The 21,511-nt window shown below is 72.0% G+C and carries 14 protein-coding genes and 1 pseudogene; 9 read left to right on the forward strand and 6 right to left on the reverse strand.

Annotated features, from left to right (window positions below; all coding sequences use genetic code 11):
• Positions 1-45 precede the first annotated feature (45 nt).
• Both MCHT01_RS10795 and MCHT01_RS10800 read left to right on the forward strand, forming a co-directional pair.
• Complete coding sequence (locus MCHT01_RS10795) at positions 46-732, forward strand: ABC transporter ATP-binding protein (protein WP_067065344.1); 687 nt, start codon at positions 46-48, stop codon at positions 730-732.
• Complete coding sequence (locus tag MCHT01_RS10800) at positions 729-3,143, forward strand: FtsX-like permease family protein (protein ID WP_067065345.1); 2,415 nt, start codon at positions 729-731, stop codon at positions 3,141-3,143. Before MCHT01_RS10795 ends, MCHT01_RS10800 begins: the two co-directional genes overlap by 4 nt.
• Here MCHT01_RS10800 and aptA read toward each other — a convergent pair whose 3' ends face one another.
• Positions 3,144-4,451, reverse strand: coding sequence for an omega-aminotransferase AptA (gene aptA, locus MCHT01_RS10805; protein ID WP_245643223.1), 1,308 nt, complete (start codon positions 4,449-4,451; stop codon positions 3,144-3,146).
• A 160-nt stretch (positions 4,452-4,611) separates the two neighbouring features.
• Between aptA and MCHT01_RS10810 the strand changes: the two genes are divergently transcribed.
• Positions 4,612-5,532 carry a LysR family transcriptional regulator gene (locus MCHT01_RS10810; RefSeq protein WP_067065347.1) on the forward strand — a complete coding sequence of 307 codons (921 nt, stop codon included), beginning with the start codon at positions 4,612-4,614 and terminating at the stop codon, positions 5,530-5,532.
• A 282-nt stretch (positions 5,533-5,814) separates the two neighbouring features.
• Positions 5,815-6,519, forward strand: a pseudogene (locus MCHT01_RS27355) (patatin-like phospholipase family protein); the annotation flags it as partial.
• A gap of 505 nt (positions 6,520-7,024) precedes the next feature.
• On the opposite strand, the gene MCHT01_RS10815 reads toward MCHT01_RS27355, so the two are convergent.
• On the reverse strand, positions 7,025-8,128 hold the full coding sequence (locus tag MCHT01_RS10815; protein WP_067065348.1) for an NADH:flavin oxidoreductase/NADH oxidase: 1,104 nt from the start codon (positions 8,126-8,128) through the stop codon (positions 7,025-7,027).
• A 167-nt stretch (positions 8,129-8,295) separates the two neighbouring features.
• Here MCHT01_RS10815 and MCHT01_RS10820 point away from each other — a divergent pair, with 167 nt between their 5' ends.
• Together MCHT01_RS10820 and MCHT01_RS10825 are read left to right on the forward strand one after the other, a co-directional pair.
• Positions 8,296-9,225 carry a LysR family transcriptional regulator gene (locus tag MCHT01_RS10820; RefSeq protein WP_067065349.1) on the forward strand — a complete coding sequence of 310 codons (930 nt, stop codon included), beginning with the start codon at positions 8,296-8,298 and terminating at the stop codon, positions 9,223-9,225.
• 80 nt (positions 9,226-9,305) lie between these two features.
• Entirely contained in the window at positions 9,306-10,094 is a 789-nt protein-coding gene (locus MCHT01_RS10825) for a hypothetical protein (RefSeq protein ID WP_067065350.1), read from the forward strand.
• A gap of 63 nt (positions 10,095-10,157) precedes the next feature.
• Here the strand turns inward: MCHT01_RS10825 and MCHT01_RS10830 are convergent, their stop codons facing one another.
• Positions 10,158-10,550 (reverse strand): GFA family protein, encoded by a 393-nt coding sequence (locus MCHT01_RS10830; RefSeq protein WP_067065351.1) that lies wholly within the window; start codon positions 10,548-10,550, stop codon positions 10,158-10,160.
• A 147-nt stretch (positions 10,551-10,697) separates the two neighbouring features.
• On the opposite strand from MCHT01_RS10830, the gene MCHT01_RS10835 reads away from it, so the two are divergent.
• Positions 10,698-12,227, forward strand: coding sequence for a S1/P1 nuclease (locus MCHT01_RS10835; protein WP_067065352.1), 1,530 nt, complete (start codon positions 10,698-10,700; stop codon positions 12,225-12,227).
• A gap of 33 nt (positions 12,228-12,260) precedes the next feature.
• Here the strand turns inward: MCHT01_RS10835 and MCHT01_RS10840 are convergent, their stop codons facing one another.
• The 3 genes from MCHT01_RS10840 to soxR form a co-directional block, all read right to left on the reverse strand.
• A complete protein-coding gene (locus tag MCHT01_RS10840) occupies positions 12,261-13,031 on the reverse strand; it encodes a DUF481 domain-containing protein (RefSeq protein ID WP_067065353.1) in 771 nt (256 codons plus the stop codon).
• Positions 13,032-13,221: 190 nt separating this feature from the next.
• Positions 13,222-15,096: a sensor histidine kinase gene (locus MCHT01_RS10845; RefSeq protein WP_067065354.1), complete on the reverse strand. Its 1,875-nt coding sequence runs from the start codon at positions 15,094-15,096 to the stop codon at positions 13,222-13,224.
• 57 nt (positions 15,097-15,153) lie between these two features.
• On the reverse strand, positions 15,154-15,603 hold the full coding sequence (gene soxR, locus MCHT01_RS10850; protein ID WP_067065355.1) for a redox-sensitive transcriptional activator SoxR: 450 nt from the start codon (positions 15,601-15,603) through the stop codon (positions 15,154-15,156).
• Between the two features lie 86 nt (positions 15,604-15,689).
• On the opposite strand from soxR, the gene MCHT01_RS10855 reads away from it, so the two are divergent.
• Both MCHT01_RS10855 and MCHT01_RS10860 read left to right on the forward strand, forming a co-directional pair.
• Positions 15,690-16,100: a RidA family protein gene (locus tag MCHT01_RS10855; RefSeq protein ID WP_067065356.1), complete on the forward strand. Its 411-nt coding sequence runs from the start codon at positions 15,690-15,692 to the stop codon at positions 16,098-16,100.
• 202 nt (positions 16,101-16,302) lie between these two features.
• Positions 16,303-21,492, forward strand: coding sequence for a trifunctional serine/threonine-protein kinase/ATP-binding protein/sensor histidine kinase (locus MCHT01_RS10860; protein WP_067065357.1), 5,190 nt, complete (start codon positions 16,303-16,305; stop codon positions 21,490-21,492).
• Positions 21,493-21,511 lie beyond the last annotated feature (19 nt).

Raw genomic sequence — 21,511 nt, forward strand, 5'->3', positions numbered from 1 at the left:
CCAGGCGCCCCCCGACTTCCCATGACCTCAACGACCGTGCCTCCCATGATCGATCTGCAACGCATCACCAAACGCCACCGCAGCGGCGATGTCGAGACCACCGCGCTCGACGCCGTCGACCTGTGCATCGAGGCCGGCGAGTACGTCGCCGTTGTCGGTCTGTCGGGCTGCGGCAAGTCCACGCTGCTGAGCCTGCTCGGTCTGCTCGACGCCCCGACCGAGGGGCGCTACCTCCTGCAGGGCGAGGACGTGTCCACCCGCTCGCCCCGCGAGTTGGCCGCGCTGCGCCGCGGGCGCATCGGTTTCGTCTTCCAGAGCTTCAACCTGATCGATGACCTCAGCGTCGAGGACAACGTGCGGCTCGCGCTTCGCTACGGATCGATGCCGGTCGCCGCTCAGCGGACGCGCGTCGCGGAAGTGCTGGACCGGCTGGGGCTGGCCCATCGCGCCCGTCACCATCCCAGCCAGCTCAGCGGCGGCCAGCAGCAGCGCGTGGCCATCGCACGCGCGATCGCGGCCCGGCCGGCGCTGCTGTTGGCCGACGAGCCCACCGGCAACCTCGACAGCGCGCATGGCCAGGAGGTGATGCGCCTGCTGCGCGAGCTCAACGACGAGGGCACGACCCTGGTCATGGTCACGCACAGCGCCGAGCATGCCGCGCTGGCCTCGCGTTGCGTGCGGCTGCTCGACGGCCGGGTGCTGGTCGACGCGCAGGCCGAGGCGGTGGCATGAGCTCGCTGCTGGTCGAGGCGCTCGCCGGACTGCATCGCCGTGGCGCGATGAGCTTCGTCGCCATCGGCGGGCTGGCGATCGCGCTCTGCGCCTGCCTGCTGGTGGCGTTGATCGCGATCGCGCTCGCCGAGCCCGCGCCGGACGTGCCCGACGCGGAGCGCGTCGTCATCGTCGACTTCAAGGGCAACCCGCCGGGCTTCACGTCGCCATGGTTCACGAGCTCGCCCGTGGCCTTCGGGCCGATGCTCAAGCAGCGCCAGCTCCCCCTGGACCAGATCAGCCGCGCCGCGATCGTGGAGCCCATCTCCCGCTTGAACGGGGAGCGGCGGCCCATCCAGTTGCTGGTCGCCGATCCTGATCTGGCGCCGTTGCTGGGCATGCGCGCGATCGAGGGCGATCTGGCCGCGACGCTGCGGCGCCACGACGCGGTCGCCGTCACGCGCGACCTGGCGCGGCGGCTGTGGGGCGAGCATCCCATCCGCGAGGTGCTCGGCAAGACGATCGAGCTCGACGGCCGGCCGGCCACCGTGACCGCCGTGCTGCCCGACCGTGATCCGCGCGATCCCCTCTGGGATCGCGACGCGATGGCGGGCTTCGAGTCGGCCGCCAACACCATGGACGTCGAAGCCCGCGACGCCATCTTCCTGATGACCGGCCGGGTGTTCGCGCGCCTGCGTCCCGGCGTCACGGTGGACCAGGTCGGCCCGTGGGTGCGGGCGGCCTTCCAGGCCGATCCGCGCTATCAGCAACTGCCGGCTGAATGGCGGACCGGTCGCGAGCCGGCCTACTTCCGAGGCTTGCCGTTGACGCGGCTGCCGTTCGAGGGCGAGGCCCGCGTGGCTCGCTGGCAACGCATCGGCGCCGCCGGCGCGGCCTGCGCCTTGCTGCTGGCGATGGCGGTCTTCAACCTCATCAACCTGCAGGTCGGCGCCTTGCTGCAGCGCCAGCGCGAGACGGCGCTGCGTCGCAGCCTGGGCGCCAGCGACGGGCAATTGCTCGCGCTGTGGGGACTGGAACTGGCGATCGTCGTGATCGTCGCCGGCGCGCTCGCGATGGGGGTGGCCTGGTGGCTCGCGCCGATGGCGGGCTCGGGTGTCGGCCTGCCGCCGTCGCACCCGCTCGCCGATCCGGTGCCAGGTCGTGCCTGGGCGGGGCTGGCCATCATGTTGGGGCTGGTCTGGCTCGTCGTCTGGCTGCCCCCGGCCGGGCCCGCGCTGCGCCGCATGCCGGCTCCCGCGCTGCAGGGCCGCACCGCCAGCGAGGGACCGTGGGGGCGACGCCTGCGGCAGGCGCTGCTCGCCTTGCAGCTCGGCGGCGCGGCGCTGCTGCTCGCGCTGTGCGGCGTGCTCGCGGCACAGCAATGGCATCTGCTGCATGCGGATCGCGGCTTCGATGTGCGGGGACGGCTCTGGCTGGGGTTGAAGGTCGACCCGGATCGCGCCGACGGCCTGCGCGACTTCACCACCGCGCTGAGCGCGCAGCCGGCCGTCCGGCACTGGGCCTTCAGCAGCGCGCGGCCGGGCGTCGACAACGGCGGCCAGATGGTGATCTACCGCCATGCCGAGCACAAGGAGACGATGCGCGTGACCACCGTGTCCGCCGGCTTCGTCGACACCTTCGGCATGCGGCTGCTCGCGGGGCGCGTGGAACCGGCACCGATGGACGGCGAGCCTCGCGTGGTCATAGACGCCAAGGCCGCGCGCGCGCTCGGCTTCGCGACGCCGGTCGCCGCGGTCGGCGCGCTGCTTCGCGGAGGCGGAGGCTTCCTGCAGGAGGGCGAAGCGCCACGCCGCGTGGTCGCGGTGGTCGGCGACGTGAAGCTGGAGGGCGCCACCACCGAGGCGCGGCCGCAGGTCTTCCTCCTCGACGAGTCGCCGCAGCGCGACCTCATGGTGCATGGCGACGACCTGGCGGCCCTGCAGCGCGCGATCGAGGACGTCTGGCGGCGTCACGGGCCGAGGATCGGCCACGAGATCCGCGCGGTCGACGAGCTGCTGGCCTCGGCCTATGCGCAGGAGCAGCGCCTGACCGGCCTGATCGGCGCGATCGCGCTGCTGGCGGTGGGAATCGCGATGCTGGGCGGCTATGCGCTGATCGCGGACTCGCTGCGGCGTCGCCGCGCCGAGCTGGTCCTGCGCCGGCTCCACGGCGCCAGCGACGCGGCGATCGCGGTCGGCCTGGCGAGGGACTTCCTGTGGCCTGTCGGCGCGGCCCTGCTGATCGGTCTGCCGCTGGGCGCCTTCGCGGGCAGCGTCTACCTGCGCGGCTTCGTCGACCGGGTCGACCCCGCCACCGGGCTGGTGATGCCCGCGGTCGCCGCCGCGGTGCTGACCCTCGTCGTCACCGGGCTCGCCAGCGCGCGCCACCTGCGGCTCGCGCTGCGGGTGACGGCGGCGGAAGCCCTCGCCTGATCAGGCCGTCGCCTCGAAGCTCTCTCCCAGCGCCTCCAGCAGCGTCTTGATCTCCGCCTCCGTGCTGACGAAGGGCGGGGCGAGCTGGATCGTGTCGCCGCCATAGCGGACGTAGAAGCCCTTGCGGTACATGTCCATCGCGATCAGGTAGGGGCGCTTGGCCGGTTCGCCGGGCAGCGGCGCGACGGTGATGCCGGCGGCCAGCCCGTAGTTGCGGATGTCCAGCACATGCCTGGCGCCGCGCAGCCCGTGCACCGCCGCCTCGAAGACCGGCGCCAGCGCCTTCACCCGATCCAGCGCGTGGTCCCGCTCCAGCAGGTCCAGGGTCGCCAGGCCCGCCGCGCAGGCCACCGGGTGCGCCGAGTAGGTGTAGCCGTGCGGGAACTCGAGCATGTAGTCGGGACCGCCCTGGGCCATGAACACGTCGTGGATCTCCTGCCGGGCGACGACCACGCCCAGCGGCTGCACGCCGTTGGTGATCTGCTTGGCCGCGGTCAGGATGTCCGGCGTCACGCCGAAGGCCGCCGCGCCCGTCCATTCGCCGGCGCGCCCGAACCCGGTGATGACCTCGTCGAAGATCAGCAGGATGTCGTGAGCCGTGCAGATCTCGCGCAGCCGCTGCAGATAGCCCACCGGCGGGATCACCACGCCCGCCGAACCGGAGAAGGGCTCGACGATCACCGCGGCGATGTTGCTCGCGTCGTGCAGGGCGATCAGCTGCAGCAGCTCGTCGGCCAGGGCCGCGCCGTGCGGGCCCTCGGCCGGCGGCATGCCCTTGTGGAAGCTGCCGTTGGGCGGCTGCGTGTGGGGCAGGTGATCCGCCTCGACCGCCTGCCCGAAGGTCTTGCGGTTGCCGACGATGCCGCCCACCGAGATCCCTCCGAAGTTGACCCCGTGATAGCCCTTGGCGCGGCCGATGAGGCGGGTCTTGCTCGCCTGTCCGCGGGCGCGCCAGTAGGCCCGCGCCATCTTCAGCGCCGTGTCGGCGGACTCGGAGCCGGAGCCGGTGAAGAACACCCGGTTCAGCCCCGCGGGCATCTTTTCGACCAGCCGGTTGGCCAGCGCGAAGGACAGCGGATGGCCGAACTGGAAGGCGGGCGAATAGTCCAGTGTCGCGACCTGGCGGCTCACCGCCTCGACGATCTCCCGGCGCGCATGGCCCAGCCCCGTGCACCACAGGCCGGACAGGCCGTCGAAGAGCCGGTGGCCGTCCTGCGTCGTGAAGTGGCAGCCCTGGGCCGAGGTGATCAGGCGCGGATGGGCCTTGAACTCGCGGTTGCCGGTGAAGGGCATCCAATGCGCGTCCATCCAGCCGGGGCCCGTCTGGCGGGGCGCGTCCGAGGTGTGAGGATTCGGCGGGGTCGGGTTTTCCGTCATGGCGCGTCCTGGTGGGTGGTGAGCGACGCTGATCTTGCCATCCTCGACACTTGCGGCAGATGATCGCGAATCAATGTTGACTTGCCGGAACATGAAACAAAAGTCCACCCACCTGCCCGGCCAGATCGCCGACGTCGACCTGCGCCTGCTGCGTGTCTTCAAGTCGGTGGTGGAGTGCGGCGGCATGGCGGGCGCCGAACTCGAACTCAACGTGGGCATGCCCACCATCAGCCGGCAGATCAAGGACCTGGAGGAACGCCTGGGCCTGGTGCTGTGCCGCCGCGGCCGCGCCGGCTTCGCGCTGACGGCCGAGGGATCCGAGCTCTATGCGGCGGCGCTGCAGCTGCTGTCCGCGACCACGGACTTCCGCACGCGCCTGGAGGAGATCCACGACCGCATCGGCGGCGAGCTCCACCTGGCCGTCTTCGAGAAGACCGTCAGCAATCCGGCCAGCCGCATCAGCCAGGCGCTGGAGCGCTTCCACCGCGCCGCGCCGGACGTGAGCCTCAACATCCACGTCAGCGGCATCGAGGCCATCGAGCAGGGCGTGCTGAACGGCCAGTTCCAGCTGGGCATCGTGCCGGAGCATCGGCACTCGGCCAGCCTCGCGTACCAGCCGCTGTTCTCGGAACCCATGCACCTGTACGCGGCTCCGGGGCATCCGTGGTTCTCGTCGACGAAGCGATGGAGCTGGGCCGACCTGCGTCGTCAGCCGCTGGCCGCGCTCGGGTACCAGTCGCCCAACATGCGGCTGATGCATCGCAGGCAACTGGTGCGGCAGGCCACGGCCTCGGACCAGGAGGGCGTGGCGCTGCTGATCCTCACCGGCTGCTTCGTCGGCTTCCTGCCGGGGCACTACGCGCGGCCCTTCGTCGAGGACGGCCGGCTGCGGGCCGTCTCCGAGGGCCTGCTCGGCTACGACTGCCGCTTCGTGCGCCTGCATCGCAACGACCCGCCCCCCTCGCGCGCGGCGCGCATGCTCATCGAGCTGCTGGACGTGGCGCACGGATGAGGCGTGCAAGCGGGAGCGGTGGGCTCCTGCGACATTCACACTTCCATCGGAGAATCGCCGCCGACGCGCGAGAGCGCCTCGGATCGGAGTCCTCGATTGATCCCTGTGAAGCAGTTGTTCCAGACCGCCCGCGTGGCGGCGGCCGTTCTCGCCGTGGCCGCATTGGCGGGGTGCTCGTCCTATCGCCCGTGGCTGAACGCCGGCCTGCCCGCGACCTCGGACGGCGCGCCGCCCGTCGCGCCCCAGGCTCCCCCTCGTCCCTCCGGGCCGGTGGTGGCCGCGGTGACCCTGTCGGGCGGCGGCGCGCGGGCCGCGGCCTTCGGGCTGGGCGTGCTGCGGGAACTCAAGGCGACGACCTTCAACATCGACGGCCACCCGACGACCCTGCTTGACCAGGTGGGCCTGGTGAGCGGCGTGTCCGGCGGCAGCATCCTGGCCGCGCACTACGCGGCCTTCGGCGACGAGACGCTGACGCGCTTCGAGCCCGACTTCCTGATGGTGCCCTTCGAGGCCGGCCTGATCCGTCAGGCCTTCGCGCCCACGCGGCTGTACCACCTGACCTCGCCCTGGTACGGCCGCAGCCACATCCTCGCGCAGCGGCTGGACGAGCTCTACCAGGGCCGCAGCTTCGGCGACCTGAGGCGCCGCCCGAACGCGCCGGACCTGATGGTCACCGCGACCGACCTGACGACGGGCACGCCCTTCGACTTCACGCCCGAGCAGTTCGGGCTGATCTGCTCGGACCTGGACCGCACGCCGCTGTCCTTCGCGGTGGCGGCCTCGTCGGCGGTGCCCATCCTGCTGTCGCCGATGACGCTGCAGAACCATGCGGGCGAGTGCGCGCCGGTCCCGCTGCCGCGCCACACCGCGACGGCGGCCGACGACTACCGGACCCGGCTGCTCGCGCTGAGCGCGCAGAGCTACCGCGACGCGAAGGAGCGTCCGTTCATCCACCTCGTCGACGGCGGCGTCTCCGACAACACCGGCGCGCGGCTGCTGCTGGACCGGCTGCTGGCGGGCGGGTCGATCGCGACCTCGTTCAAGGACGCGCCGCCGGGATCGATCCGGCGGATGGTGCTGATCACGGTGAACTCGGAGCGCGACCTGGCCGAGCGCATCGACTCAAGCGACCGCGTGCCGACCACCGGCCAGGTGATCGAGACCCTGGTCTTCGGCGCCGGCGCGCGGGAGACGCAGGTCACCCTGGCGATGCTCAACGACGACGAGCGCCGCTGGCAGGAGGAGTTGATGCGCACGCGCGGCACGCCGGGCAGCCCGTTCTCGGCGGACGCGGAGCTCCACATCGTCAGCGTGAGCCTGCACGACGTGCCCGACGACAAGATCCGCCACAGCCTGCTGCGCGTGCCGACCGCCTTCACCATCGAGGCGCTCGACGTGCGCGAGCTGCAGAAGGCCGGCGCGCAGGCGCTGCGATCGTCGGTGGAGTTCCGGAAGGTGCGGGACGGGCTCGCCCGGCTGGACGAGCCGCTGCTCAGCCCACCTGCGGCTGATACCGCTCCAGCCAGTGCGCGTACGGTGCCGGCAGCACCCAGGTCGGACGGTCCTTCTTCAGCTCCTGCGCGGCCTGGTAGGGCCAGTGGGGATTCGCCAGCAGCGCCCGGCCGATCATGACCAGGTCCAGCTGACCGTCCGCCACCGCGCGCTCGGCGAGCTGCGCGGTGTGGAAGCCCCAGGCCGAGGCGACCGGCAGGCCCGCTTCCTCGCGCACGCGTCGGGCGATCGGGCCCAGGAAGGCCGGGCCCCAGGGCACCTTGGCCGTCGGCGTCGAGAAGCCGACGCTGACGCTCAGCAGATCCAGCCCCTCGGCCTTCATCGCGCGGGTCAGGCCGATGGCCTCGGCCAGCGTCTCCTCGTCGCGGCCGTCGTACTCGATGACGCCGAATCGCGCGGTCAGCGGCTGGTGCTCCGGCCAGACCTGGCGCACCGCGCGCAAGGTCTCCAGCAGGAAGCGGCCGCGGTTCTCGGCATTGCCGCCGAACTCGTCGTCGCGCTGGTTGGCGTGGACGGAGAAGAAGCTCTGCGCCAGGTAGCCGTGCGCGAAATGCAGCTCCAGCCAGCGGAAGCCGGCGTCGCGGGCGCGCTTCGCGGCGGCGACGAAGTCGGCCTGCACGCGGGCGATGTCGTCCTTGTCCATGGCCTTGGGCACCTGCGGCAGGCCCTTGCCGAACGCCACCGCCGAGGGCGACAGCGTGGCCCAGCCGCGCGGATCGCCCTCGGCGATGTGGTCGTCCCCTTCCCAGGGCTTGTGGGCGCTGGCCTTGCGGCCGGCGTGGGCGATCTGGATGCCGGGCACCGCGCCATGGGCCGAGATGGCCGCCGCGACGCGCGCCAGGCCGGCGGCCTGCTCGTCGTTCCACAGGCCCAGGCAGGCCGGCGTGATGCGGCCTTCCGGCGCGACGCCGGTGGCCTCGACGATCACCAGGCCGGCGCCGCCACGGGCCAGGCCGGCGTAATGCGCCAGATGCCAGTCGTTGACCAGACCGTCGGTGGCGCTGTACTGGCACATCGGCGGCACGGCGATGCGGTTGCGCAGCACCACATCCTTGAGGGAGAACGGAGAGAACAGTTGGGACATCGGGGACTTTCGGGAAGAAGGGCGGCCCCGTCGACACGGACCGCCGGGATCGGTGGCAGGCCGGAAAGACCTGCGGAGGCGGCAGTCTAGGAAGTCCGTTCCATAATGAAAAGCCACGCACCCTTATCGCCGCGATAAGACTTCCTTATGTCCTGGACAAATCGCCCATGCTGAATCCCCAATGGCTGCGCAGCTTCGCCACCCTGGCGCGGCTGGGCAGCTTCACCCGCGCCGCCGAGGCGCTGGACCTGACCCAGGCCGCGGTCAGCCAGCATGTGCGGCATCTGGAAAGCTCGCTCGGACCGCTGGTGATCCGGCGCCCGCGGGCGATCGAGCTGACCCCGGCCGGCCAGGCGACGCTGGACTACTGGCGCGAGCTCGACGAGGCCGACCAGCGCCTGCGCGGCCGGCTCGCGGACGAGAACGCCTGCCAGGGGGAGGTCGGCATCATCACGCCGGGGGGCATCGGGCTGCTGATCTATCCGCGGCTGCTGGACCTGCAGGCGCAACGGCCGGGGCTGGTGGTGCGGCACCGCTTCGCGCCGGATCCCGAGGTCCTGCAGGCCGTGCTGGACAACCGCTTCGAGCTGGGGCTGGTGACGCTGCGGCCGGACGACGCGCGGCTCGCGAGCTGCGCCTTCCTCGAGGAGCGGCTGGAGCTGGTGATGCCCGCGGGGGAGCAGGTCGAGTGCTGGGAGGACCTGCGCCGCATCGGCTTCATCGACTACCCGGACGGCCAGGCCATGGCGAACCGTCTGCTGAGCCGCCACTTCCCCGGCTCGCCGGGCGTCAAGGACCTGCCGGTACGCGGCTTCAGCAACCAGATCGGGCTGATGCTGGAGCCGGTCGCGCGCGGGCTGGGCTTCACGGTGCTGACGCAGCATGCGCGACGCGCCTTCCCGCGCCAGGACGAGATCCGCGTGCTGGACTGCGGCTCGCCGGTGGTGGACACGCTCTGGCTGATCCACCGGGCCGAATGGCCGCTCTCGGCGCGCGCGCAGCATGTGGTCGAGCATCTGCGCGGGACGGTGGGGGCGATGGCGCCGAGCTTGCCGGCCGGGAAGGCCGTCCCGGGTGACGGTGACGCCGTGCGTTGAGGGGACGGCCGTCATCAACCGGTGGGATGTCGCAAGACATCGCGGCGACCAGACTGGTCGGCCCATCACCGGAGATCGCGATGTCCCACGTGCTCAGCGGCCGCAACATGTTCATCTGGCGCCTGGCGCCCATCCTGAAGACCGAGCTCGGTGTCGCTGGCCTCGTGGCCAAGGCCAAGGCGGCGCGACTGAGCGGCGTCTGGATCAAGATCGCCGACGGCAAGGGCCCGCACGAGAACGTCCAGTCCGCTGCCGCCTTGCAGACCTTCAAGCAGCTGCGCGAGGCGCTGGGCGCCGCGGGACTCTCCGTCTGGGGCTGGCAGGTGCCCTACGGCCAGACCACGCAGAACGCGCAGGCCGAGGCCGCCATCGCGGCGGAGCTCGTGCTCAACCTGGGCCTCGACGGCCTGCTCATGGACGCGGAAGGCGGCGCCGGCTATTTCACCGGCGGACCGACCGTGGCCAGGACCTATGCGCAGGCCCTGTCCACCTCGCTGAACGGCCGCGCCGGGCTCGCCATGTGCGGCAACGACATTCCCAGCAACTTCCCCGACTACCCGTTCGCCACCTTCGTCGACGTGGCGCAGTTCAATGCGCCCCAGGTCTATTACGGCGGCAGCCCCAGTGTGGCGAATCGCCTCGGCCGCGCCGTCAACGACAACCGCCGCTTCGACAAGCCGCTGGTGCCCGTGGGCGCCGCCTGGATCGGGCAGGGCGATGGCGGTTGCGCGTCGGCCTCGGCCTGCGCCGAGCGCGCCCGCGAGTTCCTGCGCCTGGTCGCCGAGCAGGGCTTCCCGGGCTGCTCGTTCTGGCACTGGGGCGGCGCGCCGCTCGCGTTCTGGGAAGTGCTGATCGACACGCCCGCTTGAGCCCGCGCGACCACGACGCCTGGTCGTCCCGCTCGTTTCGCTCGAGCGGGCGCCGTGACGCCGCTAGTCCTCGTCGCGCCTCTGTCCTTCGCGGTCGCGCTCGTAGCGGTGCTTCAACGGGAACGCGGGCAGCCAGCCCTCGCGGCGGACGGTCCACAGCTCGTAGCTCGGCGTGAACTGATCGGGCGCGTCGAGCGCTCCGAGGTGCACTTCCACCTCGTCCCCACTGCGCGCGAAGACCGAGGACCCGCAGCGCGGGCAGAAGCACCGGCCCGCGTAATCACCTGTCTCGCCGGTCACTGTCACCGCCTCCCGCGGAAAGATCGCCGACGCGTTGAACAGCGCCCCGTGGTGCTTGCGGCAGTCCATGCAATGGCAGAGGCCGACGCGGTACGGGCGGCCCGTGGCCACGACCCGGACATCGCCGCAGAGGCAGCTGGCGGTGACGCGATGCATGCGAGATCTCCCGCGGCCGGCGGCCGCTAGCGACAAACGTCCGCTTGTACAACATCAGCTTCGCGGATGCCGAGCGATCCCGCCGTCCCTTACGCTCGCCGCCTCGTCATCCCCCACCCATCGCCGGCCCGAGGCCACGGAGGTTCCATGTTCAAGCGGCTCATGTTCCTGCTCGCCAGCGCGGCGCTGGCGCTCTCCTCACCGCTGTGCCAGGCCTTCGGGGAGGAGGGCCACGCCATCGTGGCCGAGATCGCCCAGCGCCGCCTGGATCCCGGCCCGCGCGCCGCGGTGGACACGCTGCTCGGCGGCTCGATGTCCGCCGTCGCGTCCTGGCCGGACGGCGTGCGCAAGGATCGGCCCGAGACCTCCAACTGGCACTTCGTCGACATCAAGATCAAGGACGCCACCTACAGCAAGGAACTGCACTGCGCCTCCAGCGGCAAGGGGGACTGCATCGTCGAGGAGCTGAACCGGCTGCGCAACGAGCTGGCCTGCGCGCCCTCCGTCGACCAGCGCCGCGACGCGCTGCGCTACGCCATCCACTTCCTGGGCGACATCCACCAGCCGCTGCACACGGTCGATGACTTCGGCGGCGCCAACGGCGTGGCCATCGCCGGCACGCTGCACGGCACGACCTGCCCCAAGGACGGCTGCGAGTTCGGCCCGAAGAAGGACCGTGGCGGCAACGACAACCTGCATGCCTTCTGGGATTCCGGCCTGATCCGGCTCGGCTACTACGACTGGGGCAGCTACGTCGACCGGCTCGAGGCCGGCCTGCTGAAGGACCCGGCCATCGTCGCGCTGGGCGCGAGCGGCGAGCCCAAGGACTGGGCCGAGCAGACCCATGCCGCCGCGCAGGCCGTGTGGATCGACGCGATCAAGAAGGACGCCGACGGCAAGTCCTCCGTCGACGTCGACGACGCCTACGTCAACCGCGCGATGCCGGTGCTGGATCGGCAGCTCGCCCTGGGCGGGCTGCGGCTGGCGAAATTCCTCAACGAGGCCTATGCCCGCGCGGACTGCGCGATCGCGCCGCAGACCAACCTCGGCCTGCTCAAGGCGGAGCTCGCCAGGTACGGCACCGAGAAGGCCGAGAGCGGTCGAACCCGCTACGAGCTCGCGCAGGCGAAGGTGGCCGGCGACGCGCTCGCTTACCTGATGAGCCGCGTCGGCGACACCAGCGCCGGCAAGCTGGCGATCGTGCTGGACATCGACGAGACCTCGCTGGACAACCTGCCGCAGATGAAGCTCAACGACTACGGCTACATCCCGAAGGGGCCCTGCTCGATGGAGAAGGGCCATGCCTGCTCGTCCGAGGCCTGGGAGAAGGACGGCAAGGCCGGCGCCATCGTGCCCACGCGCGAGCTGGTCGAGGCCGCGCGCAAGCATGGCGTGGCGGTGTTCTTCGTCACCGGCCGCCGCGACACGCCCACCGAGCGCGCGGGCACCGAGCGCAACCTGAAGCAGGCCGGACTGGGCGGCTATCAGGCGCTCTACCTGCGGCCCGAGACCGGCGGCCCCGCGACGGTCGCCGCCTACAAGTCCGGCAAGCGCGCGGAGATCGAGGGGCAGGGCTACCGCATCGTCCTCAACATGGGGGACCAGCAGAGCGACCTGGACGGCGGCCACGCGGAGCGCGCCTTCCTGATGCCCAACCCGTTCTACTGGATCCCGTGACCTCGGCGGCGCCGCGTCGATCGGCGCGGCGCGTCAATCGACGCGGAACGACACGCCGGTGATGAACAGCGTGTCGCCCTTCTTCAGGCCCGGTCCCGGATCGCTGTCGTAGCGATGCGAGACCGTGGCGGTCAGGCTGAGCCGCTTGGTCATCGCCACCGACACGCCGCCGTCGAAGACGGCGCGGTACTCGCCGCTGTTGCGCAGGTTGGGCAGGACGGACAGCTTCTGCTTCAGCGTGGTGGAGTCGCTGATCTTGTGCATCGACTCCTCGGACACCAGCAGCTCGGTGTTGTTGTAGCGGTCGCGCGAGACACCGTCCTTGATCTCGGGTGCCACGTAGCGCTCGGCCGTGTAGCCCAGACCGCCGGAGACGTCGAAGGTCAGGTCGTCGCGCTTGATCACGTGATAGCCCAGACCGCCGCCCACCGAGTAGCGTGACGACAGGTTGGCCGGCTCGTCGCGCAGCGCGTCGAACTGGCCGAAGCCGAAGATGCGCGCGTTGAGGTCGCGCTGGTAGTGGCTGCCGAAGGCGAAGCGTTGCTCGGAGTCCGCGTCGTCGCTCTTGACGTACTGCGCCCGCGCATTCAGCGAGAGCTTGTCGGCGTCGGTCGCCTTCACGGCTTCGCCGCTGAGGTTGACCGTCGTCGAGTCGCTGTTGCCCGAGGACACGCTGGCGCCCGCGGTGAGCAGCGATCGCCACTGCCCGTCGGGCTTGACGGTCACCTGCGCCTGACCGCTCAGCGGCAGCAGCGCGAGCGGGGACAGGCAGACGGAGGCGAGGAGCAGACGCGTCGGCGGCATGAGGATTCCTTGGTGGAGTGGGACAACGCCCGCCTGCGGCAAGTCCCATTCCCACGCGGTCACCGATCGTCTGGAACTCGCCCATCGCGGCCCAGGTCGCGATGCACCTCCAAGAGACACCTTCGCGAGGTCTTGTCGCGGGCTTCGCGCGGCCTTGCCCTTGCCTGGCCGCCGCTGGCGGGGCGGTCGATCAGCCGATCGGGAACTCGATGTCGAAGCGGCACCCCTGACCGGGTGTCGAGTCCACCGTGATGCGCCCGCGCAGCCGCTGGATCACGGTCACCTGCGCGACGAAGAGCCCCAGGCCGCTGCGACCACGGCCGAACTGTGTCGAGACGTAGGGATCGAAGACGCGCGGCAACAGATCGGCCGGAATGCCTCGGCCGGCGTCGGTGACGCTCAGCCGCAGATGGTCGCCATCCGCGCGCGGCTCCAACTGCGCGACGACCTCCACCACGCCGGCGCGACCGCCCGGATACGCGTGGCGCTCCACGTTCTGGAACAGCTGGAGCAGCACCTCGGTCAAGGCTTCCGCGGGCAGTTCGTGCTCGAGTGCCGCGTCGCAGCGAAGTTCCAAGGCCGTGCCCGGCGACAGCGCCCGCTGCCAGGCGGCCCGGATCAGGCAGGGCAGTCCCGCGCGACGCGTCGGCTCCTGCGCGTGACGCGCGTCGATGTGCTGATAGCTCTGCACCAGGGCCAGGGCTTGCTCGACATTGCGCCGTGCCAGCTCCGCGCTCTCCTGGCAGCGCTCGAGTTCCGTCGTGAAGTGGCGCCGCGACACGGTGCCCTCGGTCAGGCGGTCCACCAGTCCCGCGTTGAGCTCGGTCACCGTCGACAGCACCGTCAGCGCCGATCCCAGCGGCGTGTTCATCTCATGCGCGACCCCCGCCAGCAGATGCCCCAGCGTGGCGAGCTTGCTGCGCTCGATGAGCTCGGCCTGCATCTGGCGTTGCAGGTCCAGCGCCTGCTGCAGCGCGGCGGCCTTGTCGGCCAGCTCCGACGCATGCGCCTCGGCGCGGGCCTGCAGCTGCTGCGCGTGCGCGACCTCGATGCGCTGCAGCTCGGTGGCGGAGTCCATCCGGCTGCTCTCGCGCGTGTCCTCCAGCTCCAGCGCATGGGCCTCCTGCAGCGTCGCGATCGCCGCGTCGGACTCGCCGCTGAGCTGCTGCCAGCGCGCCACCTGCTTGAGCCGATGCACCACCTGCCGGCGCATGGAGAAGCGCCGGCTGTCCTCGACCACCCGCTGCATCAGCGCGATCGCCGCGGGCGCGTCGCCGCGCCGCCAGGCCAGCGCGGCCTGGGCGGCGAAGAGTTCCTTGGCGATGCGCTCGCCACCGGCGCCGGCCAGGCGCAGGTGCGTCTCGGCCTCGTGCAGCAGCAGGGTCGCCTCCTCCTCGCGACCGTCGCCGAGCAGTTCCTCCGCCAGTGACGAGCCCGTGTTGCAGGCCGAGATCCAGCGCCGCTGCTCGATCGCGATGGCCAGGCCTTCCCGCAGCACCTGCTGCTCCTCCGCGCGCTGCCCGAGGTTGCGGTGGGCGACGGAGATCGAGGCGTAGATGTCCACCCAGCGGCCCCGATCGCCGCAGGCGCGGAACAGCGAGATCGCTTCCCGCATGGCCACGATGGCCGTCGCGAACTGGCGTTGCATCGACATGGCTCCGCCCAGCGCGCGCGCGGCGTGGGCCTGGTCCACCGCCCGCGGACTGGCGGCGGCGCGGCGCGTCAGGCGGTCCAGCAGCACGAGGGCCGGCTCCAGCCGGCCGAAGCGAAGGTGCATGCGGCATCGCAGCGACATCACGGGCACGGCGGCCCTCTCGCCGAAGCCGGCCTCCACCCAGGACATGACCGCGTCCAGCACGGCCTCGATCTGCTCGGAGCGCCACAGCTCGCCGCACAGGTCCGTCAGGTACCAGGCGAGCTCCACGCCGAAGTCACTGGGGTCGCCGGAGACGACGCGCTCGAACAGCGCCTGGGTCGGCGCGAGGCGGTCCTGGGCGCTGCAGGGGTCATCGGCATAGGCGCGCGATTCGGCGGCCAGCCAGGATCTGCAGGCATCGGCATCCACGACGGGCGGTAATTGCCTCACGGTCACGCCTCCAACGACGGACCATTATGGGCATGCTCACTCGAAGTGGGGCCCTGGGCCTTCCCCTGAGAGCTTGTCCCCGTCATTCCTCAGCGGGCAGGCCTTGAGCGACAGGCAGCCGCAGCCGATGCAGCCGTCCAGCTGCGTGCGCAGCTGGGTGAGCGTGCGGATGCGCTCGTCCAGCGCCGTCGCCCAGACCGAGGACATCCGCCGCCAGTCCGCCTTCGTCGGCTCGCGGCCGTCGGGCAGCACCGCCAGCGCCGCGGCGATCTCCGCCAGGCCGATGCCCATGCGCTGCGCCACCTTGATCACCGCCAGCCGCCGCAGCACCGAGCGCCGATAGCGGCGCTGGTTGCCCGCGTTGCGCTCGCTGCGGATCAGTCCGCGCTGCTCGTAGAAGTGCAGGGTGGACACCGCGAGTCCGCTGCGCAGCGCCATCTCGCCGACGCCCAGCCGGTCGTCCTTGCGAGGGGAATCCGGGGTCATGTCTTGACCTCAAGTGAAGTTGAGGTCGGATAGTAGGCCCCGTTCCTTCACCCGATGACCGCCCCTGTGCGGCACCCGCTCACGACATGGCTTTCCCGCTGCGCTTTCTCAATCCCGCCGGCCTCTACGATCCGGCGCCCAACGGCTACTCGCACGTGGCCACGGTCGATCGGCCGATCCGTCTCGTCTACATCGCGGGCCAGGGCGGCGAGGATGTCCACGGCCTGCTGTCCGAGGACTTCGCGACCCAGGTTCATCAGGCGCTGGACAACCTCGAGACCGCGCTCGCGGCCGCCGACGCGCGGGTCGGCGACGTGGCGAAACTGACGGTGCTGGTCGTCGACCACTCCGAGGCGAGGCTGGCGCTGATCGGCGAGGCCCTGAAGGGCCGCTGGGGTGGTCGACCGACGCCCGCCTGCACGCTGATTCCGGTGCCGCGGCTGGCGTTGGACGGGATGCTCTTCGAGATCGACGCCACCGCCGCGCTGCCGGTCTGAGGCCCTCGTGTCTCCTCATGTAGCGAAACGGTCGGGCCCTCGCCCAGCCTGGGCGGCCCTCGCGCCGGCCGAGGGGACGGGGCTGCCGAAACGGTCGGACTAACTCTTTCGAGGGATGTCCCGGCGGTCCCGCGTCTTGCGCCGCCGAGGGGCCGGCTCCTATGATGGTATTTCATGTAGTGTTCCCTACATTGAAGTACCCATGAACGACCTCGCCCACCTGCCTTCCATCGAGTTGTCCCCCCGGGGCGCGCGCCTGCATCGCGTCCATCCGGAGCGCGGGGCCGCCACGCTCGTGGCCGGCCGCGGGAGCGAGGCGCCGGCGACCCTGGCCACCCTGCAGCGCGAGTACGCCTTCCGCGCCGCGCTGCATCCGGACTGGGCCGCCATCCCCGAATCCATGCTGCCGGCCGGGGAGGGCGCGCTGCTGCTCCTGCGCGACCCCGGCGGCCGCCTGCTGAGCGAGCGCGTCGAGGGGCAAGGTCCGCTCGCCGCCGCGGACTTCCTGCGCCTGGCGCGGGCCATCGCCAGCGCGGTGGCCGGCATGCATGCGGCCGGCGTGATCCATCGCGCGCTGTCGCCCGATCGCATCTTCATCGACGAGCCCGCCGAGCGCGCCACCCTCACCGGCTTCGGCTTCGCGCTGCGCCTGGACGAGCGCGGCGCGCGCGCCGACGAGACCCTGGCCTGGGACGACAGCTGCTTCGACTACATGGCGCCCGAGCTGGGCGCCCGCATGAACGTCGACGTCGACGCGCGGGCCGATCTCTACGCGCTCGGCTGCATCTTCCACGAGCTGCTCACCGGCGCGCCGCCCTTCGAAGGCGTCGACACCGCCGCGCGCATCCATGCCCACGCGACCCGACGGCCCGCGCCGCCGCACGAGTCGCGCCCCGAGCTACCGGCGCAACTGTCGAGGATCGTCATGCGATTGCTGGAGAAATCCCCCGACCAGCGCTATGCCGACGCCGGCGGCCTGCTCGCCGACCTGCGCAGCTGCGACGAGTTGCTGCGCCGCCATGGCGGGATCCCTGATTTCGCGCTCGACGCGGGCGCGGCGATCGCCGCCGTGCGCGACGACGGCCCCCTCGTCGGTCGCGGCGACGAGCTGGCCCAGCTGCGCCTGCTGCACGAGCGCGTGCTCGCGGGCGACGGCGCGCGGACGGGCTGGGTCTGGGGCGCGCCCGGCATCGGCAAGTCCTCGCTGCTGCGCGAGGCCGTGGCTCGCATGGGCGCGGCGCCGGGCGGCGTGGCGCCGCTGGTGGCGACCGGCAAGTGCGCCGCCGCGCGCGGCGGTCTGCCCTTCGATTGCCTGTCCCGCGCGCTGGAGCCGCTGCTGCAGCTGGTGCTGGGCAGCCCGGACATCGAGTTCGACGTCTGGCGCGACCGCCTGCGTCAGGCCACCGAGCCGGTCGGCGCCACGGTGGCGGGCCTGGTGCCGGGCCTGCGCCAGATCCTCTCCCTGCCCGAGGACGCCCAGGCCCCGGCGCTGGCGGACGCGGCGCTGATCTTCGAGCGCGAGATCGTCCTGCGCGCGATGGCGCGGCTGATCGCCTGCTTCGCACGGCCCGAGCGCCCCCTGGTGCTGCTGATCGACGACCTGCAATGGGCCGACGTCGACACGCTGCAAGTGCTGGAGCGCCTGCTGATCGACCACGCGCAGGCCCCGCTGCTGGTGCTGGGCTCCGTGCGGGCGCAGGAGTCGCAGGAGGCGCACCCGCTGCGCGCGACGCCGCTGTTCCAGCAGCCCGACGCGCTGCATCTGTCGCTGCGCCCGCTGGACACGGCCGCCGCGCGCGAGCTGGTCGCCCGCGCGCTGCAGCAGGACGCCGACCAACTGGGCGAGCTGATCGCGCTGATCGAGTCCTGGACCGGCCGCAATCCCTTCTTCATCCGCCGCCTGTTGGCTCGCCTGGTCAGCGAGCGGCTGCTGGCCTACGACGCCGCCACGGCGCGCTGGACCTGGGCGATCGAGCGCATCGCCGCGCATCCCGCCGTGCGCGACGTCGGCGAGCTGCTGGCCGGCGAGCTCACCGCGCTGCCGGAGCCGACCCGCGCGCTGCTGCACACGCTGGCCTGCCTGGGCGACCGCGCGGCGGACTGCCTGCTGGCCTTCTCCGCCGGGCTGGACGAGACGGCGCTGGCCGAGCGCCTCGCGCCCGCCGTCGCCACCGGCTTCGTCGCCAGCGAGCGCGACCACTGGGCCTTCGTCCACGACCACGTGCGCGAGGCCGTGCACGCCGCGCTGCCGACCGCGCAGCGCGCGGCGCTGCACCTGGACATCGCGCGGCGCCTGATGACCGTGGGGACCGGCGTCGTGCTCGGCGACGGCCGCACCGCGGCCAAGGCCGCGATGGCCGAGCGGCCCGTGTTCTCGATCGCGACGCAGGTCAACCTCGCCGCCCCCGCGGTGGACGACGTCGCCGAGCGGCGCCGCTTCGCGCTGATCAACCTGGACGCCGGCAGGCGCGCCAAGGCCGCGACGGCGCATCACTCGGCGCTGGAGTTCCTCGGATGGGCGCTGCACTGGTTCGGCGACGAGCAGGCCAGTGCCGACGCCCTCGAGGCCAGCCTGCTGTGCGGCGAGGCGGAGTTCATGACCGGCGCGCTCGAGGCCGCCGAGGGCCGACTCGCGGCGTTGCAGGGCGTGGCGGGCGATGGGCTGTTCGGCGCCGACGTCGCGCGGCTGCGCGTGGCGCTCTACACGACGCTGGGCCGTTTCGATCTGGCGCTGGACGTGGGCTTCGCCTTCCTGGCGCGCGCCGGCATCCTGCTGCCGCGCCGGCCCAGCGACGCCCAGGTCGACGAGGAGCACCGCCGCCTGCGCACCTGGCTGGACGAGCGCGGCGTGGCCGGCCTGCGCGACATCCCCGCCGACACCGATCCGCTGCGCCGCGCCATCGTGGACATCTTCGCGGACCTGCTGCCGCCGGCGATGTACTCGGACCAGAACCTCGAGGACCTGATGCTGATGCGCATGGTCGGTCTGGCGGTCACCCACGGTCACACCGACGCCTCGGTCAACGGCTATGTCTGCATGATCCGCGTGCTGGGCGAGCGCTACGGCGACTACGCCCGCTCCCGCGAGTTCGGCGAGCTGGCGCTGCACCTCATCGACGCGCACGGCCTGCGCCGCTACCAGCAACGCGTGCATCACACCTACGCGACCTTCGTCGTGCCCTGGACCGCGCCGGCCCGCAGCGCGCGCGAGCATCACCTGCGCGCGTTCGAGATCGCGACCCGCGTCGGCGATCACACCTTCGCGCTGTACTGCGGACGCAACCAGGCGACCGGCATGCTGTTCGCGGGCGACTTCCTGGAGGACGTGCGGCAGACCGTGGACCGCGCGCTGCAACGCGCCCGCGACGCCAACTTCAAGCTGGTGGTGGACGCATTGCTCGCGCAGCGCTCGCTGCTGGCCGTGCTGCAGGACGGCGACGCGCCGCGCGAGCCGGCCGCCCCGCGGTCGGCGTCCGCGGTCGAGGCCGAGCGCATGGCCGAGCCGGTCGAGGGCGCGCCCACCACGCTGGTGGACTTCGCCTACTGGGTCTATCGATTGCAGCTCGGGCTGCTGTTCGGGGATCTCGCGGAAGCGCTGGAGGCGCGGCGGCGCGCCGAGGCTTGCCAGCGGGCTGGTCGGTCGTTCGCCGAGTACGCGGACCTGCCGTTCTATGGCGCGCTGGCGCTGCTGCGCGTGCGCGAGCGTGACGCGGCGCAGGAAGACGCGCTGCGTCGACACGTCGCCGCGCTCGACACCTGGGCCGCGGATTGCGCCGAGAACTTCGGCGCCCGTCGCGCCCTGGTGCTGGCCGAACAGGCCCGCGCGCTGGGTCATGTGACCGAGGCCGCCGAGCTCTACGCGAGCGCCGTCGCCCAGGCGCGCCGCCACGGCTTCGCGCAGGTCGAGGCCCTGGCGGCGGAACTGGCCGCCGGCTTCCACGCCGACCAGCGACGCGAGATCGAGAGCCGCGCCTACCTGCGCCACGCGCTGGCCGCGTGGCAGCGCTGGGGCGCGGCCGCCAAGGCGCGCGAGCTGCTGCAGCGCCATCCCGAGCTGCGCGACGCCGACCAGCCCTCGGCCCCGACCAGCCGGCTGCATCAGCTCGACGTGCAGGCGGTGCTGCGCATCACCCACGCGCTGGCCAGCGACATCGTGCCGGAGCGCCTGGTCGAGACGACGATGCGCACCGCGCTGGAGGCCGCCGGCGCCGACTACGGCGCGCTGGCGCTGCTGCGCGACGGGCAGTGGATCGTGCGCGCCCGGGCGCGGCTGAGCGGCGAGGAGCTCGTCGTGACGCAGGAAGCGGCGCCCTTCTCGGGCGAGGTGCTGCCCGTGGCCATCGCGCACGCGGTGGCGCGCACCCAGCACGCGGTGCATCACGACGACGCGCGGGATGTGCCGGCGCTGGCGCAGGACGACTACGTCCAGCGCGCGCGGCCGCGCTCGCTGCTGTGCGTGCCGATGATGCGCTACGCGCGCCTGATCGGCGTGCTCTACCTGGAGAACTCGCTGGCGCCGCGCGTCTTCACGACGGCCAAGGCCGAGCTGCTGGAGGTGATCGCGTCGCAGGCGGCCTTCTCGCTCGAGAACACGCGGCTGTACGAGGAGCTCGTCGACCAGAACCGCCAGCGCGCCGAGGCCGAGGAGCGCCTGCGCAACGCGCTGCAGGAGCTCGCGCGCGCCAGCCGGCTCAAGGCGATGGGCGAGCTGGTGGCCTCCATCGTCCACGAGATCGGCCAGCCGCTGAGCGCCATCGACACCTCGGCCAGCGCGGCCGGCCGCTGGCTGCGCCGCGCCGAGCCCGACATCGGCGAGGCGCTGAGCATGATTTCGCATGTCAGCCTGAGCGCCAAGCGCGCGAAAAGCATCATCCAGGGCCTGCGCGCCATGGCCCGCAAGGCCGAGCCGCAGTTCTCCGAGGTGGACCTGGGCGACGCGCTGCGCGAGTGCGCGACCCTGGTCGGCGGCTCGCTCGCGGAGCTGGGCGTGACGCTGTCGGTGACCGGTCCGACCCGGCCCTGCCCGGTGCGCGGCGACCGGGTGCAGCTGCAGCAGGTCGCGATCAACCTGCTCATGAACGGGGCCGAGGCCATGACCGATCTGCCCACCGACCTGCGCCGCCTGTCGATGCAGTGGTCGGTCACGCGGCCCGACCTGGTGGAGGTGCTCATCGAGGACCGCGGCGTGGGCATCGCCGTCGACGCGGTGCGGCAGGTGCTGGAGCCTTTCTTCACCACCAAGGCGCACGGGATGGGCATGGGGCTGGCGATCTGCAAGTCCATCGTCGACGCGCATGGGGGCAGCCTGAGCTTCGCGCCGGGCGACGTGGGCGGCACGCGGGTCACGCTGAGCCTGCCCAGCTTCGGCGCGACGCCTCAGCAGGAAGGATGAGGCGGGGCCGCCGGACGGA

It is taken from the genome of Mitsuaria chitosanitabida ATCC BAA-476 = NBRC 102408 (genome assembly GCF_001598255.1).
Lineage (GTDB): Bacteria > Pseudomonadota > Gammaproteobacteria > Burkholderiales > Burkholderiaceae_C > Roseateles > Roseateles chitosanitabidus.

What these genes read in the sequence shown, in the direction of transcription:
- MCHT01_RS10795 (WP_067065344.1), top strand. Translation starts at nt 46, where the DNA reads ATGATCGATCTGCAACGCATCACCAAACGCCACCGCAGCGGCGATGTC.
- MCHT01_RS10800 (WP_067065345.1), top strand. Translation starts at nt 729, where the DNA reads ATGAGCTCGCTGCTGGTCGAGGCGCTCGCCGGACTGCATCGCCGTGGC.
- aptA (WP_245643223.1), bottom strand. Translation starts at nt 4,451, where the DNA reads ATGGACGCGCATTGGATGCCCTTCACCGGCAACCGCGAGTTCAAGGCC.
- MCHT01_RS10810 (WP_067065347.1), top strand. Translation starts at nt 4,612, where the DNA reads ATGAAACAAAAGTCCACCCACCTGCCCGGCCAGATCGCCGACGTCGAC.
- MCHT01_RS10815 (WP_067065348.1), bottom strand. Translation starts at nt 8,128, where the DNA reads ATGTCCCAACTGTTCTCTCCGTTCTCCCTCAAGGATGTGGTGCTGCGC.
- MCHT01_RS10820 (WP_067065349.1), top strand. Translation starts at nt 8,296, where the DNA reads ATGCTGAATCCCCAATGGCTGCGCAGCTTCGCCACCCTGGCGCGGCTG.
- MCHT01_RS10825 (WP_067065350.1), top strand. Translation starts at nt 9,306, where the DNA reads ATGTCCCACGTGCTCAGCGGCCGCAACATGTTCATCTGGCGCCTGGCG.
- MCHT01_RS10830 (WP_067065351.1), bottom strand. Translation starts at nt 10,550, where the DNA reads ATGCATCGCGTCACCGCCAGCTGCCTCTGCGGCGATGTCCGGGTCGTG.
- MCHT01_RS10835 (WP_067065352.1), top strand. Translation starts at nt 10,698, where the DNA reads ATGTTCAAGCGGCTCATGTTCCTGCTCGCCAGCGCGGCGCTGGCGCTC.
- MCHT01_RS10840 (WP_067065353.1), bottom strand. Translation starts at nt 13,031, where the DNA reads ATGCCGCCGACGCGTCTGCTCCTCGCCTCCGTCTGCCTGTCCCCGCTC.
- soxR (WP_067065355.1), bottom strand. Translation starts at nt 15,603, where the DNA reads ATGACCCCGGATTCCCCTCGCAAGGACGACCGGCTGGGCGTCGGCGAG.
- MCHT01_RS10855 (WP_067065356.1), top strand. Translation starts at nt 15,690, where the DNA reads ATGGCTTTCCCGCTGCGCTTTCTCAATCCCGCCGGCCTCTACGATCCG.
- MCHT01_RS10860 (WP_067065357.1), top strand. Translation starts at nt 16,303, where the DNA reads ATGAACGACCTCGCCCACCTGCCTTCCATCGAGTTGTCCCCCCGGGGC.